The sequence below is a fragment of the Streptomyces sp. NPDC058646 genome (genome assembly GCF_042716875.1).
Classification (GTDB): domain Bacteria; phylum Actinomycetota; class Actinomycetes; order Streptomycetales; family Streptomycetaceae; genus Streptomyces.
In genome coordinates this window covers 146,573-163,594 of record NZ_JBHXRK010000019.1, presented here as the reverse complement: position 1 = coordinate 163,594, position 17,022 = coordinate 146,573, and the positions used below count along the sequence as shown (strand labels likewise).

The following is a 17,022-nucleotide window of genomic DNA, read 5'->3' as shown; positions in this document are numbered from 1 at the left end:
CGAAGCGACGCGACGAAGGAGCGCCCTTGAGGGGCCGTCCCGCCACGGAGAGACGATAGGACTGGCGGGAAACCCCCAAACCCTCCCTGATCCCGCCAAGGGGTAACAGGCCCCCCGAAGCCCAACCCCCCCACCCCCCAGCAGAAGCCGCCAGGTGCGGCGGAGGGGGCCGGGCCGTCAGCCCAAGGGGAGGTCCACGTAGGACGGGGTGGCTTCGGGGGAGGTGAAGGACAGGGTGGCGCGGGGGAGGTTGGCGTCGCCGTAGAAGGGGTCGCGGGCGTCGATCACCAGGAGCAGGCGGTGGCCGCGCGGGACGTCGTACGCGGTTGCCTGGAGGTCGATGTCCGCGCTGATCAGGCTGTCCGGCGGGGAGCCGAGGTCGGTGTACGGGGCGTGGGTGACGATGTGGGCGGTGCCGTCGGGCGCCTCGTCCAGGAGGTACGCGACGAAGGTCGAGCCGGGGTTCGCCGCCCGGTAGGTGACGCGCAGCCGCGGTGTGCCGCGCAGCCGGGTGGTCTCGCGGGCCGGCGCCGAGGCCCATATCGCGGCGACGGAGCGGTCGATGTCACCCGTCGGGTAGACCTTCGGGCGGCCCGCCATCTCCGGGTAGCCGGACAGGACGACCGAGTCGGCGACGGTGGCCGGGGTGTCGACCCCGCACAGGACGCCCGCCGTCCAGCCGGCCTCCGGCTCCTCGGTCAGCTCACCGCCGCCCGCCAGGTGCAGCCGGTGCACCTCCTCGGTGACGGAGTGCCAGGTGGGGCGGGGTTCGAGGGTTTTGCTCCACATCACCTCGTTGAGGACCTGCCCCTCGGCGTCGATGCCGTTGTCGATGCCCTTGAGGTGGCGGTCGAACCAGCGGTGCGCGTCCGTCCAGATCCGGTTCGGCAGCCCGAACATGCCCGAGGACTCGGGCCCGGAGTGGTCGCCGATGGAGAAGGCGAGGCGCTTGGGGCCGGTCAGTTCGTTGAACGTCTTCAGGGTCTGGTTGGACGGGAAGAGCGTCTCGTGCCAGGCGTGCGAGTAGAAGACGGGGACCTGGCGGCGGTTGAGCTCCTTGATGTGGGTGAAGGGCGAGCGCGGCTCCGCCCAGCGCAGGGTGCCCCGGATGTTGCGGCCGGCCAGGACGTTGTCGAAGACGCTCCGCGTCTGCGGGCTCAGCCGGGCCTTCGCGGCGGCGTCGAGCAGGGCCCGTACGGCTGCGACGTGGCGGGTGGAGTTCTCGTAGAAGGCCTCCCCGAGATCGCCCCAGGTGCTCAGTGCGACCACGGCGTCGACGCGGGTGTCGTGCGCGGCGACCAGCTGGCTGATGCCGGAGCCGTACGAGTCCCCGAGGAAGCCGACCTTCGTCACCGGCCCGGTGCTGCGCTCGACGAGGTGGTCCAGGGCCCTGCTGCCGTCGGCGATGTCGAGCGGGCCCGCCACGTCGACCTGGCCTTCGGAGGCGGCGAAGCCGCGAGCGGAGTAGGCGAGGACGTTGTAGCCGCGGGTCGTGAAGAGGGTGGCCTGGACGGCGTACGCGAGCCAGCCCAGGTCGGTCCAGGGCGAGGGCATGACGATCACCGGCCGCGGCTGGACCCCGGTGTGCCGCCACATCGCGGCGTCGAGGAGGTCGCCGTCGGAGCCGGTCACCTCGGTGCGGGTGAAGACGGCGACGGAGCGCGCCTCGGCGACCTCGGCGGCGCGGGCGGGGGAGAGGCCGGTGACGTCGCCGCTCTCCAGGGCGGTGACGAAGGCGCCGAGGGCGGTCGAGTCGAGTTCGGGATAGAGGGAGAAGGGGGTTCGTCCGGCTGCGGTCACGTCGGTTCATCCTCTGTGTCGAGTGACATGAACGTGGTGTGCTCGCCCGGGCCCGGAGCGGAACGTCCAGTATCGACGGGACATCCGGTGACGAATCGCGAGTTTCCGGGTTACGGCCGGAAACGCCCCTCCGTGCCGGGCGGTGGCCGGGGTGCGGGCCTGCGGCCCTCGGCGGTCCGCGCAAGTCGCTGCAACGGCAAGGGGGTTGGCGCCGGTGGCGGGAACGCGCCGGATCGCGGCCAGATCATGCAAGCATGCTTGATTGTTTTCATGCCGGCTGCCACTCTTCCCCTCACGCCGAGAGGGGAGCGCACCCGTGCCCGATCCGTCCATCGCCGATGCCGATGCCGATGCCGATGCCGATGCAGTTGCCGTTGCTTCCGCCGCCGCCGCCGCCGCCGCCGCCGCCGTCTTCGCCGACCTGCGTGAGGAGGGGGACGGACTCGACCTCCTGGTGGGCCGGCTGCCCGAGGAGGACTGGGCCCGGGCCACTCCCGCGGCGGGCTGGAGCATCGCCCACCAGATCGCCCACCTGCACTGGACCGACCGGGCGGCGCTGCTCTCCCTGACCGATGCCGCCGGTTTCGGAGTCATGGTCGAGGAGGCCCTGAAGGCCCCCGACTCCTTCGTCGACGAGGGCGCCGAGGAGGGAGCGGCGCTGCCGCCCGCCGCGCTGCTGGCCCGCTGGCGGACCGGGCGCGCCGCCCTCGGCGAGGCGCTGGCCGAGGCCTCGCCGGCCACCCGGTTCCCCTGGTACGGGCCCCCGATGAAGGCCGCCTCGATGGCCGGCGCCCGGCTGATGGAGACCTGGGCGCACGGCCAGGACGTCGCCGACGCGCTCGGCGTGCGCCGCGCCCCGACCGCCCGGCTGCGCCACGTGGCCCGGATCGGGGTGCGGGCCCGCGACTACGCCTACGCCGTACGCGGACTGCCGGCGCCCGCCGGGGAGTTCCGGGTGGAGCTGGCGGCTCCGGACGGGGCCGGGGTGTGGGCGTACGGTCCGCCGGACGCCCCGCAGCGGGTGACCGGCCCGGCGGTCGACTTCTGCCTCCTGGTGACCCAGCGGGCCCACCGGGCCGATCTGGCGCTGACCGCCACCGGCGCCGACGCGGACCGCTGGCTGGACATCGCCCAGGCCTTCGCGGGTCCGGCGGGTCCCGGGCGGGCACCGCGGGCCGCCCGGTGACGCGGCGCCCGCTGCGCATCGGCAATGCGTCGGGTTTCTACGGGGACCGCTTCGACGCCGTGCGCGAGATGCTGACCGGCGGCCCGCTGGACGTGCTGACGGGCGACTACCTGGCCGAGCTGACGATGCTGATCCTCGGCCGCGACCGGCTGAAGAGCCCGCACCTCGGCTACGCCAAGACGTTCCTGCGCCAACTGGAGGAGGGGCTCGGGCTGGCGCACGAACGGGGCGTGCGGATCGTCGCGAACGCGGGCGGGCTCAACCCGGCCGGACTCGCCGACGCCGTCCGCGCCCTGGCGGCCGAGGTGGGGGTACCGGTCACCGTCGCCCACGTGGAGGGCGACGACCTGATGCCGCACGAGGACGCCCTGACGGCCAACGCCTACCTGGGCGGTGCGGGGATCACGGCCTGCCTGCGGGCGGGCGCGGACGTGGTCGTGACCGGCCGCGTCACCGACGCGGCGCTGGTGAGCGGTCCGGCGGCCTGGTGGTTCGACTGGGCGCCGCAGGACTACGACCGGCTGGCGGGGGCGGTGGTCGCCGGGCACGTCCTGGAATGCGGCACCCAGGCCACCGGCGGCAACTACTCCTTCTTCACCGCGCACGACGTCCGCCGTCCGGGCTTCCCGCTCGCGGAGGTTGCCGAGGACGGCTCCTCGGTGATCACCAAGCATCCGGGCACCGGTGGAGCCGTCACCACGGGGACGGTCACCGCTCAGCTCCTGTACGAGACGCAGGGGGCCCGCTACCTGGGCCCGGACGTGACCGCCCGCCTGGACACCGTCCGGCTGTCCGTGGAGGGGCCCGACCGGGTCCGCGTCTCGGGGGTCCTCGGCGAACCGCCGCCCGCGGCGTTGAAGGCGGGTGTCACCCGCATCGGGGGCTGGCGCAACGAGGTGGTCTTCGTCCTGACCGGCCTGGACGTCGAGGCGAAGGCCGCGCTGGTCCGCGCGCAGCTGGCCGAGGCGCTGGACGGCGTCGCCGACGCCGTGTGGACCCTGGCCCGCACGGACCACGCGGACGCCCCGACGGAGGAGACGGCCAGCGCCCTGCTGCGCCTGGTGGTCCGCGACCCGTCCCCGGACCGTGTCGGGCGCGCCCTGACCTCGGCGGCCGTGGAGCTCGCGCTGGGCAGCTACCCGGGCTTCCACGTGACGGCCCCGCCGGGACCGGCCCAGCCGTACGGAGTCTTCACCTCGGCCCTGGTCCCGCCGGAGACCGTCCCCCACACGGCGGTCCTCCCCGACGGCACCCGCCTCCCGATCCCCCACCCACCCCACCCACCCCGGCCGGCCACCCTGCCGGCGCAGCCGGGCCCCGACCCGGACCCGCCCGGGGGTCCCTCGGGACGGAGTCCGGGGGAGACCGGGACGAGGGGGTCCGGGGGCGGAGCAGCCGAAGGGGACCGGGGCGGAGCCGCGGGGCCGGCCCGGCGGGCGCCGCTCGGCGCAGTGGCCGGGGCCCGGAGCGGCGACAAGGGCGGGGACGCCAACGTCGGCGTGTGGGTGGAGTCCGCCGCCGCCTGGGACTGGCTGCACCGCACCCTCACGGTGAACGCCTTCCGGTCCCTGCTCCCCGAGACGTCCGGTCTCCCCGTCACCCGCCACGCACTGCCCCACCTGCGCGCCCTGAACTTCACCGTCACCGGGATCCTCGGCGACGGCGTCGCCTCCGGCCACCGCTTCGACCCCCAGGCCAAGGCCCTCGGCGAATGGCTGCGCGCCCGTCACCTCGACATCCCGGCCCACCTGCTGCCCGCACCGGAAGTGAGCGGCCCATGACCCGCCTCGGTACCACCGTCGACCCCCGCAGTCCCGAGCACGCGAAGGCCCGTACCGCGGCCCTGGAGCGGCTGGCCGCGCTCGACGCCGAACACGCCAAGGCCCTGGAGGGCGGCGGCGAGAAGTACACCGCCCGGCACCGCGAACGCGGCAAGCTCCTGGCCCGCGAACGCATCGAGCTGCTCCTCGACCCGGACACGCCGTTCCTGGAGCTGTCCCCGCTCGCGGCCTGGGGCAGCGACTACCCCGTCGGGGCGTCCATGGTCACCGGCATCGGCACCGTGGAGGGCGTCGAGTGCCTGGTCACGGCCAACGACCCGACCGTGCGCGGCGGGGCCAGCAACCCCTGGACCCTGAGGAAGGCCCTGCGGGCCAACGAGATCGCCCGGCAGAACCGGCTGCCCTGCATCAGCCTCGTCGAGTCCGGCGGCGCCGACCTCCCCTCCCAGAAGGAGATCTTCATTCCGGGCGGGGCGATCTTCCGCGACCTGACGCGGCTGTCGGCCGACGGCATCCCGACGGTCGCCGTCGTCTTCGGTAACTCCACCGCCGGAGGCGCGTACGTCCCCGGCATGTCCGACCACACCATCATGATCAAGGACCGTTCCAAGGTGTTCCTGGGGGGTCCGCCCCTGGTCAAGATGGCCACCGGCGAGGAGAGCGACGACGAGTCCCTCGGCGGGGCCGACATGCACGCCCGTACCTCCGGCCTCGCCGACTACTACGCCCTCGACGAGCACGACGCGATCCGCCGGGCCCGCCGCGTCGTCGCCCGCCTGGGCCACCGCAAGGCGCACGCGGACCCGCCGCGGGCCGCGGAGCCCCTGTACGACCCCGAGGAGCTGCTGGGGATCGTCCCGCCCGACCTGAAGACGCCCTTCGACCCCCGCGAGGTCATCGCCCGGATCGTCGACGCCTCCGACTTCGACGAGTTCAAGCCCCTGTACGGCACCAGCCTGGTCACCGGATGGGCCACACTCCACGGCTATCCGGTCGGGATCCTCGCCAACGCCCAGGGCGTGCTCTTCAGCGCCGAGTCGCAGAAGGCGGCCCAGTTCATCCAGCTCGCCAACCAGCGCGACATCCCGCTCCTCTTCCTCCACAACACCACCGGTTACATGGTCGGCAAGGAGTACGAGCAGGGCGGCATCATCAAGCACGGCTCGATGATGATCAATGCGGTCTCGAACTCCCGCGTCCCCCACCTGTCGGTGCTCATCGGCGCCTCCTACGGGGCCGGCCACTACGGCATGTGCGGCCGCGCCTACGAGCCCCGCTTCCTCTTCGCCTGGCCCAGCGCCAAATCCGCCGTCATGGGCCCGCAGCAGCTCGCGGGGGTCCTCTCCATCGTGTCCCGGCAGTCCGCCGCCGCGAAGGGGCTCCCGTACGACGAGGAACAGGACGCCGGGATGCGGGCCTTCGTCGAGGCCCAGATCGAGTCCGAGTCCCTGCCGATGTTCCTGTCCGGGCGGCTGTACGACGACGGGGTCATCGACCCGCGCGACACCCGCACCGTCCTCGGCCTGTGTCTGTCGGCCGTCCACAACGCCCCCGTCGAGGGCGCCCGTGGCGGCTTCGGCGTCTTCCGGATGTGAGCCCGCCCATGACCCAGTCGATCACCTCCCTGCTCGTCGCCAACCGTGGTGAGATCGCCGTACGGATCTTCCGCACGGCCCGCGCCCTGGGCCTGGACACCGTCGCCGTCCACTCCGACCCCGACGCCGACGCCCTCCACGTCCGCAGCGCCGACGCGGCCGTCCGCCTCCCCGGCGCGGCCCCCGCCGACACCTACCTGCGCGGCGACCTGATCATCGGGGCGGCCCTCGCCGCCGGGGCCGACGCCGTCCACCCCGGCTACGGCTTCCTCTCCGAGAACGCCGGCTTCGCCCGCCAGGTCCAGGCCGCCGGCCTGACCTGGATCGGCCCGCCCCCCGAGGCCATCGAAGCCATGGCCTCCAAGACCCGCGCCAAGGAGCTGATGCGCGCCGCCGGAGTCCCCCTCCTGGAGCCCGTGGACCCGGCCGCCGCCACCGCCGCCGACCTGCCGCTGCTCCTGAAGGCCGCCGCGGGCGGCGGCGGGCGCGGCATGCGCGTCGTCCGCGACCTCGACGGCCTCAAGGAGGCCCTGGAAGGCGCCGTCGCCGAAGCCCGCTCCGCCTTCGGCGACGGCGAGGTCTTCGCCGAGCCCTACGTGGAGCGCGGCCGCCACGTCGAGGTGCAGATCCTGGCCGACGCCCACGGAACCGTGTGGGCGCTCGGCACCCGCGACTGCTCCCTCCAGCGGCGCCACCAGAAGGTCATCGAGGAGGCCCCCGCGCCCGGCTTGCCGGAGAGCCTGCGCACGACCCTCCACGAGGCCGCCGTCGCCGCGGCCCGGGCCGTCTCCTACCGGGGGGCGGGCACCGTCGAGTTCCTCGTCACCGCCGACGGGCGCCCCTGCTTCCTGGAGATGAACACCCGCCTCCAGGTCGAGCACCCCGTCACCGAAGCCGTCTTCGGCCTCGACCTCGTCGCCCTCCAGCTGCGCGTCGCCGAGGGCGCGGCGCTTCCCCTGTCGCCGCCCGAGCCCGGCGGTCACGCCGTCGAGGCCCGCCTCTACGCCGAGGACCCCGCCCAGGACTGGCGCCCGCAGGCCGGCGTCCTGCACACCCTCGACATCCCCGGTACGGTCCGCGTCGACAGCGGCTACGCCGGCGGGGACGGCGTGGGCATCCACTACGACCCGATGCTCGCCAAGGTCGTCGCCCACGCCCCGACCCGCCCCGAGGCCGTACGGATCCTCGCCCACGCCCTCGCCGGAGCCCGGATCCACGGACTGGTCACCAATCGCGAGCTCCTCGTACGCACCCTGCGCCACCCGGAGTTCACCGCCGGGCAGCTCGACACCGGCTTCTACGGACGCCACCTCGCCGCGCTCACCGAGGGCGCGCCCGACGCCACCCTGGCCGCTCTCGCCGCCGCCCTCGCCGACGCGGCCCCGGCGCCGGACGCCCCGCTCGCCGCCCGCCTCGGCGGCTGGCGCAACCTCCGCTCCCAGCCGCAGACCCGCCGCTACGCCGCGCGGGGTGCCGGGGGAGCCGAGTACACGGTCCGCTACCACCCGCTGGACCACCCGGGCGTCCGGGTCCTGGCCGCCGAACCGGCCCTCGTCACCCTCGAAGTCGACGGCATCAGGCGCGTGTTCCACGTGAAACGAAATTCGAACAGCTCGGAGGTCTACGTCGACTCCGCGCTCGGCGCCCACACCCTCGTCCCCGTCCCCCGGTTCGCGGAGCCCGAGAGCCGCACCGAACCGGGCTCCCTGCTCGCCCCCATGCCCGGCACCGTCGTCCGCGTCGCCGAGGGACTCGCCCCCGGCAGCGCCGTCACCGCCGGGCAGCCCCTGCTGTGGCTGGAGGCCATGAAGATGGAGCACCGCATCCTCGCTCCCGCCTCCGGCACGCTCACCGCGCTCCACGCCGCCACCGGCCGGCAGGTCGAGTTCGGCGCCCTGCTCGCCGTAGTCCAGGAGGAACCGCAGACATGAGCTCCGCCACCGGCACCGCCGTCTCAGAAACCCAGGAACACCAGGACCTGCGCAAAGCCGTCGCCGCGCTCGGGCAGAAGTACGGCCGCGCGTACCTGGCCCGCGTCGCCGACGAGGGCGGCCACCCGGACGAGCTGTGGGCGGACGCCGCCCGGCTCGGCTACCTCGGGGTCAACCTGCCGCAGGAGTACGGAGGCGGAGGCGGAGGCATCGCCGAACTCTCCATCGTCCTGGAGGAACTCGGGGCCGCGGGCTGCCCCCTCCTGATGATGGTCGTCTCCCCGGCCATCTGCGGCACGGTCATCGCCCGCTTCGGCACCGACGCCCAGAAGCGGGCCTGGCTTCCGGGCCTCGCCGACGGCAGCCGCACCATGGCCTTCGGCATCACCGAACCCGACGCGGGATCCAACTCCCACCGCATCACGACCACGGCCCGCCGCGACGGCGACGACTGGATCCTCTCCGGCCGCAAGGTCTTCATCTCCGGCGTCGACATCGCCGACGCCACCCTGATCGTCGGCCGCACCGAGGACGCCCGCTCCGGCCGCCTCAAGCCCTGCCTGTTCCTGGTCCCCCGCGAGGCCCCGGGCTTCTCGCGCACGGTCATCGACATGGAACTCCGTGCGGCGGAGAAGCAGTTCGAGCTGGTCCTGGACGAGGTCCGGCTGCCCGCCGACGCCCTCGTCGGCGACGAGGACGCGGGCCTCCTCCAGCTCTTCGCCGGACTCAACCCCGAGCGCATCATGACCGCCGCCTTCGCGATCGGCATGGGCCGCCACGCCCTTGCCACGGCCGTCGACTACGCCCGGACCCGGCAGGTCTGGAAGGAGCCCATCGGTGCCCACCAGGCCGTCGCCCACCCCCTCGCCCAGGCCCACATCGAGCTGGAACTGGCCCGCCTGATGATGCAGAAGGCCGCCGCCCTGTACGACGCGGGCGACGACATGGGGGCGGGCGAGGCGGCGAACATGGCCAAGTACGCGGCCGGCGAAGCCTGCGTGCGGGCGGTGGACCAGTCGGTCCACACCCTCGGCGGCAACGGCCTCACCCGCGAGTACGGCCTGGCCTCGCTCATCACCGCCTCCCGGGTGGCCCGCATCGCCCCGGTCAGCCGCGAGATGATCCTCAACTTCATCTCCCACCAGACCCTCGGCCTGCCGAAGTCCTACTAGGCCCTGCCCGGACAGCCCCCGACCCCAGGCCCCGCCCGGGGGATCCCACGGCGGGGCCTGGGGCGGGGTCCCCGGGCGGAGCCCCAGGGGGGCGGGGCGCGGGGGCCCCGCATACCCTCCCCGGGAGGGTTCCGGCCCGCCCGGCCCGCACACCAGCAACCCCTCCGGAGGAGACATGGCCCCACTCGTGCACGCCGCCCAGGCGACCGGCGTCACCACCCTCACCCTGGACTCCCCGGCCAACCGCAACGCACTCTCCGCCGCCCTCGTGGCCGAGCTGCGTGCCGCGCTCGCCGCCGCCGGGGCCGACCCGGCCGTACGGGCCGTCGTGCTCACCCACAGCGGCAGCACCTTCTGTGCCGGAGCCGACCTCAAGTCCCCCTGCGACCCCGCCGACTTCCTGGGCCTGCTCCGCGAGATCGCCGGACTGCCCAAGCCCGTCGTCGCACGCGTCACCGGGCACGTCCGGGCCGGCGGCCTCGGCCTGCTCGGGGCCTGCGACATCGCCGCCGCCGGGCCCCGGTCCACGTACGCCTTCACGGAGACCCACCTCGGCCTCGCCCCCGCGGTGATCTCGATGCCGCTGCTGCCGCGCCTGGACCCCCGGGCCGCCGCCCGCTACTTCCTGACCGCCGAGCCCTTCGACGCCACGGAAGCCGCCCGGATCGGCCTGATCACCCTGGCCGCCGCGGACGACCCCGAGGGCGCTGAGGGCGCCGACGCCGTCGACCAGGCGCTGGAACCCGTCCTCGCCGGGCTGCGCAAGGCCTCCCCGCAGGGCCTGGCCGCCACCAAGGCGCTCACCGCCTCCGCCGTGCGCGAAGCCCTGGAACGCGACGGAGCCCGCCTCACCGAGCTGTCCGCGGGACTGTTCGCCTCCGCCGAGGCCCGCGAGGGCATCACCGCCCGCTTCGAGCGCCGGGACCCGTCATGGGTCCTGTGACCAGCACGCCGGGCGCGCCCGGCGCCACCGGCCCCAAGCAGGCGCGCAGCCGCGTCACCCGTCGCCACCTCCTGGAGGCGGCCGTCTCCTGCCTGGCCGAACACGGCTGGACGGGCTCCACCGTCGCCGTCGTCGCCGAACGCGCCGGGGTCTCCCGGGGCGCGGCCCAGCACCACTTCCCGACCCGCGAGGACCTCTTCACGGCGGCCGTCGAGTACGTCGCGGAGGAGCGGTCCACCGCCATGCGGGAACTCTTCCACTCCGCCCCCGCGGCCCGCCCCACCGTGGTGGAGGCACTGGTCGACCTGTATACGGGCACCCTCTTCCGGGCCGCGCTCCAGCTGTGGGTCGCCGCGTCCAACGAGGAGCAGCTGCGCCCCCGCGTCACCGAACTGGAGGCCCGGGTGGGCCGCGAGACCCACCGCATCGCCGTGGAGCTGCTCGGGGCGGACGAGTCCGTCCCCGGCGTACGGGAGACCGTGCAGGGCCTGCTCGACCTGGCCCGCGGCCTCGGCCTGGCCAACGTCCTCACCGACGACACGGCACGCCGCGCCGGCGTGGTGGCCCAGTGGTCCCGGATCCTGGAGGCGACCCTGGGCGCAGCCCGCTAGGGCTGTCGTCACAGGGGCGTCCCGCCGATCGGAACGGACCCGCCCTCCACAGCCTGTGGAGGACGGGTCCGGCCGTGCCGGGGCGGCGAGGTCCGTCGACCCCCGCCCCGGCGGGGTCGTCACCGGGTCGCGATGCCCTCGTACCCCTCGATCTCGCGCGGGTCGCGCTGGCCCGGACCGGTGTAGCGGGCCGAGGGACGGACCAGGCGTCCCGTGCGCTTCTGCTCCAGGATGTGCGCCGACCAGCCGGCCGTGCGGGCGCAGGTGAACATGGAGGTGAACATGTGCGCCGGGACCTCCGCGAAGTCCAGCATGATCGCGGCCCAGAACTCCACGTTGGTGGCCAGCACCCGGTCGGGCCGGCGCGCGTGCAGCTCCTCCAGCGCGGCCTTCTCCAGGGCGGCGGCCACCTCGTAGCGCGGGGCGTCCAGTTCCTTGGCGGTGCGCCGCAGCACACGGGCGCGCGGGTCCTCGGCCCGGTAGACGCGGTGCCCGAAGCCCATCAGGCGCTCGCCCTTGTCCAGGGCCTTCTTCACGTACGCCACGGCGTCGCCGGTGCGCTCGATCTCCTCGATCATGCCGAGGACGCGCGACGGCGCCCCGCCGTGCAGGGGGCCGGACATGGCGCCCACGGCTCCGGACAGTGCCGCCGCCACGTCCGCGCCGGTGGAGGCGATGACGCGGGCGGTGAAGGTGGAGGCGTTCATGCCGTGCTCGGCGGCCGAGGTCCAGTAGGCGTCGACGGCCTTGACGTGCCGCGGGTCCGGCTCGCCCCGCCAGCGGATCATGAACCGCTCGACCACGGACTCGGCCTTGTCGATCTCCTGCTGCGGCACCATCGGGCGACCCTGGCCGCGGGCGGACTGGGCGACGTACGACAGGGCCATGACGGCGGCCCGTGCCAGGTCGTCGCGGGCCGTCCGCTCGTCGATGTCCAGGAGCGGTTTCAGGCCCCACACGGGGGCCAGCATGGCGAGGGCGGACTGCACGTCGACCCGGATGTCCCCGGAGTGGACGGGGATGGGGAAGGGCTCGGCGGCCGGCAGGCCGGGGTTGAAGGCACCGTCGACGAGCAGGCCCCAGACGTTCCCGAAGGAGACGTGGCCGACGAGGTCTTCGATGTCTACGCCCCGGTAGCGGAGGGATCCGCCTTCCTTGTCGGGCTCGGCGATCTCCGTTTCGAACGCGACGACACCTTCGAGTCCCGGTACGAAGTCGGACATCAGGCGGCTCCTCAGATAGTGCGAACACGCGCGGCTCCCGGCGTGATTCGCGGTCCGGCGCGGTCATCCCCGTTGATGCCCGGCACGGCCGGAGGTCACCCGCGTGGGGACGCCCGGACCGGCCCCAAGATTTTGTCCGTTCCCGATGGCGTGCGGAAGCGTGACGTCCGGCACACCTCAGGATGTCGTACTGCGGCAGGATGGCACGCGTGACCGACCATGACCTTGACCCCGCCGTCATGCGCAAGCAGTACCGCTCGGAGATCGTCGCCGAGGACAGCCTCGCCGAGGACCCGATGCGGCAGTTCGCCCGGTGGTTCCAGCAGGCCGCCGACGCGAACCTCTTCGAACCGAACGCCATGGTCGTCTCGACGGCGACCGCGGACGGCCGGCCCAGCTCCCGCACCGTGCTGCTGAAGCAGTTCGACCAGCGGGGCTTCGTCTTCTTCACCAACTACGACTCGCGCAAGGGCCGTGAGATCGAGGAGAACCCGCACGTCGCGCTGCTCTTCCCCTGGCACCCCATCGCCCGCCAGGTCGTCGTCACCGGCACCGCGGCCCGGATCGGCCGCGACGAGACGGCCGCGTACTTCCGGTCCCGTCCGCACGGCTCCCAGCTGGGCGCCTGGGCGAGCGAGCAGTCCAGCGTGGTCGGCTCCCGCGAGGAGCTGGACCGGCGGTACGCGGAACTCGCCGCCCGCTATCCGGAGGGCGAGCAGGTCCCCGTACCGCCGCAGTGGGGCGGGCTGCGGGTCGCCCCCGACTCGATGGAGTTCTGGCAGGGCCACGAGAACCGCCTGCACGACCGGCTGCGCTACGTGCTGGAGGCGGCCCGCCCCGGCAAGTGGCGCGTCGAACGGCTCTGCCCGTAGCCCGGGCGCCCGCGGACGGGGGCGGTGAACGCAGACGACCCGCGGGCTCGGGTTCCTCTCCTGCAGTGAGAGGAGCCGGCCGGACGTACCGGCGAGCCCGCGGGTCGGGTGACTGCTTGGGATTGGCGCTCGGCGTACCCGCCGGGCATCGCACTGGGTGCGTGCGACGACGGGCCCTTAGCCCGCAGCCACCTCACGCGTCCGGTTTCCGTACATTTCGGGAACCACCTCCCTTCTCGTGTACGGCAGAGCCTAGGCCTCCTCCGGAGGGGTCTCAACCCTTTTATGCGAGGGTCCGGGTAGGACATTCCGGGAGGATTCGGGGAACCAGGTGTGTGCTGCGTCACGTTCCAGTTCAATGATCTGACGTGCCGCACACGCGAACACCTGCAGGGGGTGCCAGGTGAGTGCCTTCGGACGTGGTGAGACCACCGACGATCTGCTCGCAGCGCTGCTGGACGGGATGGACGCAGCCCTGTGCGCGTTCGACTCCGACGGCGTGATCACGCACTGGAACCGGGAGGCCGAGCGGATCCTCGGCTGGTCCGCCGCCGAGGCGGTCGGGCGCAAGGGGTTCGCCGGATGGGCGGTGCGGGCCGCCGACGCGCAGGACGTCGAGGAGCGGCTGATGGCCGCCCAGGACGTGCCGGGGCGGCAGGTGCACGAGTTCGCGCTGGTGACCAAGGACGGCGGACGGGTCCTCGTACGGACCCAGTCCGCCGGGGTGCCGGGCGCGGACGGCAAGCCCGCCGGGGTGTACTGCGCCTTCAGCGAGGTGCACGCCCAGATCGATCTCGAGCGGTCCATCGCGCTGAGCGAGGCACTGATGGAGGACGCCTCGTGGGGCGTGGTCCTCGTCGACGTGGACCTGCGGCCCGCCGTGGTCAACGCGCACGCCGCGCGCGCCTTCGGCACCGGCCGCACCGCGCTGCTCGGCCGCCCGCTGGGGGAGCTGCTGACGCAGGGCGTGGAGGAGCTGGAGGGTGCCCTCCAGCACGTGCTGGCCGAAGGGGCGCCGCCGCTGCCGGTGGAGCTGTGGGTGTCGGTGCGCACGGCGGAGGGCGTGCGGCGGCGGTGCTGGCGGTGCGGGTTCCTGCGCCTGGCCTCACCGCTGGCGGAGGAGCCCGTCCCGCTCGGGGTGGGCTGGCTCTTCCAGGACGTCACCGAGGCCCGCCAGGTCCAGCTGGACACGGCGCAGCTGCGCTTCCGCGCCCAGCAGCTGCACCGCGCGGGCCGGGTCGCCGCCGAGTGCGAGGACCCGGCCGAGGCGGCGGCCGTCCGCCTGGACTTCGCCCTCGCGGGCTTCGCCGAGCACGCGCTGCTGGACGTGCTGGACCCGTCGGCCGGCCCGGAGCGGCGCAGGCTCGTCCGGTCGGCCGCCTCGCCTCCGGTGCTGCCGGGGCCCGGGTCGATCCCCGTGCGGTACGAGGCCGGGCACCCGGTGTTCCAGGCGCTGGAGCGGATCGGCTCGGTGCGGACCTCCGCCCCGCGCGGGGAGCCGGACGGGCCGTGGGCGCGGGCCCGGCAGTGGCCCGAGGACGCCGTGCACGTGCTGTGCACGGTGCTGCGGAGCCGGGGCCGGACGGTGGGCGCGCTGACGTTCGTGCGGGGCGCCTCGCGGGCCGCCTTCGAGCGGGCGGACGCGGAGTACGCGGAAGAGGTCGCGGCCCGGATCGCCGCGGACCTGGACCTGGCGGCGGGCAGCGCCTGAGGGCACTCAGTGGTTGTTGCCCACCTGGGCCGGGGAGGGCAGGTCCCACACGTGGTCCGGGGTGACGATTGCGGTGACGGCCTTGCCGACGGTGGTGCTGTACGAACCGCCGCGGTCGGCATCGGAGTTGACCAGGACGACGAGCGTGGCCCGCTGCTGCGGCAGGTGCGCGGCGATGGTCTCGTAGCCCGGCAGCTCGCCGTTGTGCCCGAGCCAGCCGTGGACCTCGGCGATGCCGAGGCCGTAGGAGACGCCCGGTACGCCGACGGACTGCGTGCGCATCCGCTGCGCCTGCGTGGCGGGGGTCAGCAGCCGGCCGTCGACCAGGGCCGGGACCCAGGCGTGCAGGTCCTCCAGGGTGGAGATCGCGGATCCGGCGGCCCAGGCCCAGGAGGGGTTCCAGCCGGTGGCCTCCGTGAGGGAGCCGTTCGGGGTGAAGGTCGTGTAGCCCTGGGCGTGCGGCTCGGGGAACGCGGCGCCGGCCGGCAGGGAGGTGTCGTCCAGCTTCAGCGGGTCGAAGACGTGTTCGCGCAGGTGGCCGCCCAGGGGCTGCCCGCTCACCTCCTCCAGCAGGAGCCCGAGGAGGATCGTATTGGTGTTGCTGTACTCCCACTTGGTGCCCGGCTCGAAGTTCGCCGGGTGCGCGAAGGCGTAGTCGAGCAGCTGGCGCGGGGTGAACTCGCGCTGCGGGTCGGTGCGCATGGCGTCCAGGAACTTCTCGTCCTCGGTGTAGTTGTAGAGGCCGCTGCGCATGGCGGCGAGCTGCCGCACGGTGATCCCGGCGCCGCCCGGCACGTCGTCCACGTACATCGAGATCGGGTCGTCGAGTTCGATGCGGCCCGCGTCGACCAGCTGGAGGACGGCGGTGACGGTGAAGGTCTTCGTCACGCTGCCGATGCGCGTGTAGAGGTCCGTCTTCATGGGGGTGCCGGACTGTTTGTCGGCGACGCCGAAGGTCTTCACGTAGTCGCCGCGGCCGGCCATCCACAGGCCGACGGTCACGCCCGGGATGGCGTCCTTCTTCATGGCGGCGGTGATCGCCGCGTCGAGCCTCGCGACGGTGGCCGGGTCGAGGTCCTGCCGCACCAGCTCCTGGCGTACGGGGTCCTGCCGTACGGGGTCCTGCGCGGCCGGAGCGGGGGCGGCGGCGACCGCGGCGGGGAGCGGGGCGGCCGGGGCGGCGGGGGCCGCGGCCACGCCGGTCAGGAGCAGCAGGAGCGCCGCCGTGCCCGTCCGGAAGGGCCCGCGCGAGGGGTGCGGGCGGCGGGGGGCCGGGGTCGGGGCGGGGGCGGAGGACATGCCCGGTCACCTCCGGTGTGCGGGACCCCGAGTTCCGTCCCCCCATCGTAGGAAACGCCCGCCCGCCCGGCGACCGGCCGGCGGGCGGGTCGATCCGGGGGCGGTCAGTGCCGGAAGAAGATCCGGTCGCCGTACTCCTGCATCACCCGGCCGTTCCACTCGTGGCCGCCGTCGACGTTGCCGGAGCGCAGCAGCGGGGGCTCCACCCCGCGGGCGGCCAGTTCGCCGGCGGCCGCGGCCATGACCGCCTGCATGATCGCGCTGGTCACGACGGTGGAGGCGGGGGCGAAGGGCGCGTCGATGCCGTCGAGGGTGAGCTCGGCGTCACCGACGGCGATCTTGCTGTCGAGGACGACGTCGCAGTGGTCCTTGAGGAAGGTGCCGGAGACGTGCCGCGACTTGGTCCCGGTCGCGTACGCCACCGAGGTCACGCCGATGACCTTGAGGCCGATGGCCCGGGCGTTCATGGCCATCTCGACGGGCAGGGCGTTGCGCCCGGAGAGGGAGATGATCACGAGGACGTCGCCGGCGGAGGCGGGGCTGCTGTCCAGGACGGCCCCGGCGAGGCCGTCGACCCGCTCCAGGGCGCTGCCCAGCGTCGCGGGCATGACGTCGATGCCCGCGGTGCCCGGAACGGCGAGGAAGTTCATCAGGGCGAGCCCGCCGGCGCGGTAGACCACGTCCTGGGCGGGCAGCGAGGAATGCCCGGCGCCGAAGGCGAACAGGCGGTTGCCGGACGTCACCGCGTCGGCGACCAGGGAGCCCGCCTCGGCGATGGGGGCGGCCTCCTCGTCCCGGACCCGCTCCAGCAGGCCGATGGCCGCGTCGAAGAACTGACCGGCCAGCTTGCTCTCGCTCATACGCCGATGGCCTTCCGGGGTGGGGGGCTTCCGTGTCC

General features: G+C 74.0%; 13 protein-coding genes. 9 read left to right on the top strand and 4 right to left on the bottom strand.

Translation table 11 applies throughout. The features are described from left to right. Window positions 1-177 precede the first annotated feature (177 nt). Window positions 178-1,800 (bottom strand): CocE/NonD family hydrolase, encoded by a 1,623-nt coding sequence (locus tag ACFWUZ_RS23610; protein ID WP_384376174.1) that lies wholly within the window; start codon window positions 1,798-1,800, stop codon window positions 178-180. Window positions 1,801-2,221: 421 nt separating this feature from the next. Here ACFWUZ_RS23610 and ACFWUZ_RS23605 point away from each other — a divergent pair, with 421 nt between their 5' ends. The 7 genes from ACFWUZ_RS23605 to ACFWUZ_RS23575 all read left to right on the top strand — a co-directional run bounded on the left by ACFWUZ_RS23605 (window position 2,222) and on the right by ACFWUZ_RS23575 (window position 11,019). After that, entirely contained in the window at window positions 2,222-2,986 is a 765-nt protein-coding gene (locus ACFWUZ_RS23605; protein ID WP_384376207.1) for a TIGR03084 family metal-binding protein, read from the top strand. 68 nt (window positions 2,987-3,054) lie between these two features. Continuing rightward, window positions 3,055-4,767, top strand: coding sequence for an acyclic terpene utilization AtuA family protein (locus ACFWUZ_RS23600; RefSeq protein ID WP_384376204.1), 1,713 nt, complete (start codon window positions 3,055-3,057; stop codon window positions 4,765-4,767). Next, window positions 4,764-6,362, top strand: coding sequence for an acyl-CoA carboxylase subunit beta (locus tag ACFWUZ_RS23595; protein WP_384376171.1), 1,599 nt, complete (start codon window positions 4,764-4,766; stop codon window positions 6,360-6,362). The genes ACFWUZ_RS23600 and ACFWUZ_RS23595 overlap by 4 nt, the downstream gene beginning before the upstream one ends. Before the next feature lie 8 nt (window positions 6,363-6,370). Then, complete coding sequence (locus ACFWUZ_RS23590; RefSeq protein WP_384376168.1) at window positions 6,371-8,293, top strand: acetyl/propionyl/methylcrotonyl-CoA carboxylase subunit alpha; 1,923 nt, start codon at window positions 6,371-6,373, stop codon at window positions 8,291-8,293. Continuing rightward, complete coding sequence (locus ACFWUZ_RS23585) at window positions 8,290-9,465, top strand: acyl-CoA dehydrogenase family protein (RefSeq protein ID WP_384376165.1); 1,176 nt, start codon at window positions 8,290-8,292, stop codon at window positions 9,463-9,465. The genes ACFWUZ_RS23590 and ACFWUZ_RS23585 overlap by 4 nt, the downstream gene beginning before the upstream one ends. A 175-nt stretch (window positions 9,466-9,640) precedes the next feature. Continuing rightward, on the top strand, window positions 9,641-10,408 hold the full coding sequence (locus tag ACFWUZ_RS23580; protein ID WP_384376162.1) for an enoyl-CoA hydratase family protein: 768 nt from the start codon (window positions 9,641-9,643) through the stop codon (window positions 10,406-10,408). Then, complete coding sequence (locus ACFWUZ_RS23575; protein ID WP_384376159.1) at window positions 10,396-11,019, top strand: TetR/AcrR family transcriptional regulator; 624 nt, start codon at window positions 10,396-10,398, stop codon at window positions 11,017-11,019. The genes ACFWUZ_RS23580 and ACFWUZ_RS23575 overlap by 13 nt, the downstream gene beginning before the upstream one ends. A gap of 119 nt (window positions 11,020-11,138) precedes the next feature. On the opposite strand, the gene ACFWUZ_RS23570 is transcribed toward ACFWUZ_RS23575, so the two are convergent. Then, complete coding sequence (locus ACFWUZ_RS23570) at window positions 11,139-12,242, bottom strand: citrate synthase 2 (protein WP_384376156.1); 1,104 nt, start codon at window positions 12,240-12,242, stop codon at window positions 11,139-11,141. A gap of 200 nt (window positions 12,243-12,442) precedes the next feature. On the opposite strand from ACFWUZ_RS23570, the gene pdxH reads away from it, so the two are divergent. Together pdxH and ACFWUZ_RS23560 are read left to right on the top strand one after the other, a co-directional pair. Beyond that, complete coding sequence (gene pdxH / locus ACFWUZ_RS23565; protein WP_384376153.1) at window positions 12,443-13,114, top strand: pyridoxamine 5'-phosphate oxidase; 672 nt, start codon at window positions 12,443-12,445, stop codon at window positions 13,112-13,114. A 403-nt stretch (window positions 13,115-13,517) separates the two neighbouring features. After that, on the top strand, window positions 13,518-14,825 hold the full coding sequence (locus ACFWUZ_RS23560) for a PAS domain-containing protein (RefSeq protein ID WP_384376150.1): 1,308 nt from the start codon (window positions 13,518-13,520) through the stop codon (window positions 14,823-14,825). 6 nt (window positions 14,826-14,831) lie between these two features. Here the strand turns inward: ACFWUZ_RS23560 and ACFWUZ_RS23555 are convergent, their stop codons facing one another. Both ACFWUZ_RS23555 and ACFWUZ_RS23550 read right to left on the bottom strand, forming a co-directional pair. After that, on the bottom strand, window positions 14,832-16,124 hold the full coding sequence (locus ACFWUZ_RS23555; RefSeq protein ID WP_384376147.1) for a serine hydrolase domain-containing protein: 1,293 nt from the start codon (window positions 16,122-16,124) through the stop codon (window positions 14,832-14,834). 104 nt (window positions 16,125-16,228) lie between these two features. Continuing rightward, entirely contained in the window at window positions 16,229-16,984 is a 756-nt protein-coding gene (locus ACFWUZ_RS23550) for an SIS domain-containing protein (protein ID WP_384376144.1), read from the bottom strand. Window positions 16,985-17,022 lie beyond the last annotated feature (38 nt).

Excerpts from the sequence above, each read along its gene's own strand:
- ACFWUZ_RS23600 (WP_384376204.1), top strand. The coding sequence starts at position 3,055 with ATGCTGACCGGCGGCCCGCTGGACGTGCTGACGGGCGACTACCTGGCC.
- ACFWUZ_RS23595 (WP_384376171.1), top strand. The coding sequence starts at position 4,764 with ATGACCCGCCTCGGTACCACCGTCGACCCCCGCAGTCCCGAGCACGCG.
- ACFWUZ_RS23590 (WP_384376168.1), top strand. The coding sequence starts at position 6,371 with ATGACCCAGTCGATCACCTCCCTGCTCGTCGCCAACCGTGGTGAGATC.
- ACFWUZ_RS23585 (WP_384376165.1), top strand. The coding sequence starts at position 8,290 with ATGAGCTCCGCCACCGGCACCGCCGTCTCAGAAACCCAGGAACACCAG.
- ACFWUZ_RS23580 (WP_384376162.1), top strand. The coding sequence starts at position 9,641 with ATGGCCCCACTCGTGCACGCCGCCCAGGCGACCGGCGTCACCACCCTC.
- ACFWUZ_RS23575 (WP_384376159.1), top strand. The coding sequence starts at position 10,396 with ATGGGTCCTGTGACCAGCACGCCGGGCGCGCCCGGCGCCACCGGCCCC.
- ACFWUZ_RS23570 (WP_384376156.1), bottom strand. The coding sequence starts at position 12,242 with ATGTCCGACTTCGTACCGGGACTCGAAGGTGTCGTCGCGTTCGAAACG.
- pdxH (WP_384376153.1), top strand. The coding sequence starts at position 12,443 with ATGGCACGCGTGACCGACCATGACCTTGACCCCGCCGTCATGCGCAAG.
- ACFWUZ_RS23555 (WP_384376147.1), bottom strand. The coding sequence starts at position 16,124 with ATGTCCTCCGCCCCCGCCCCGACCCCGGCCCCCCGCCGCCCGCACCCC.
- ACFWUZ_RS23550 (WP_384376144.1), bottom strand. The coding sequence starts at position 16,984 with ATGAGCGAGAGCAAGCTGGCCGGTCAGTTCTTCGACGCGGCCATCGGC.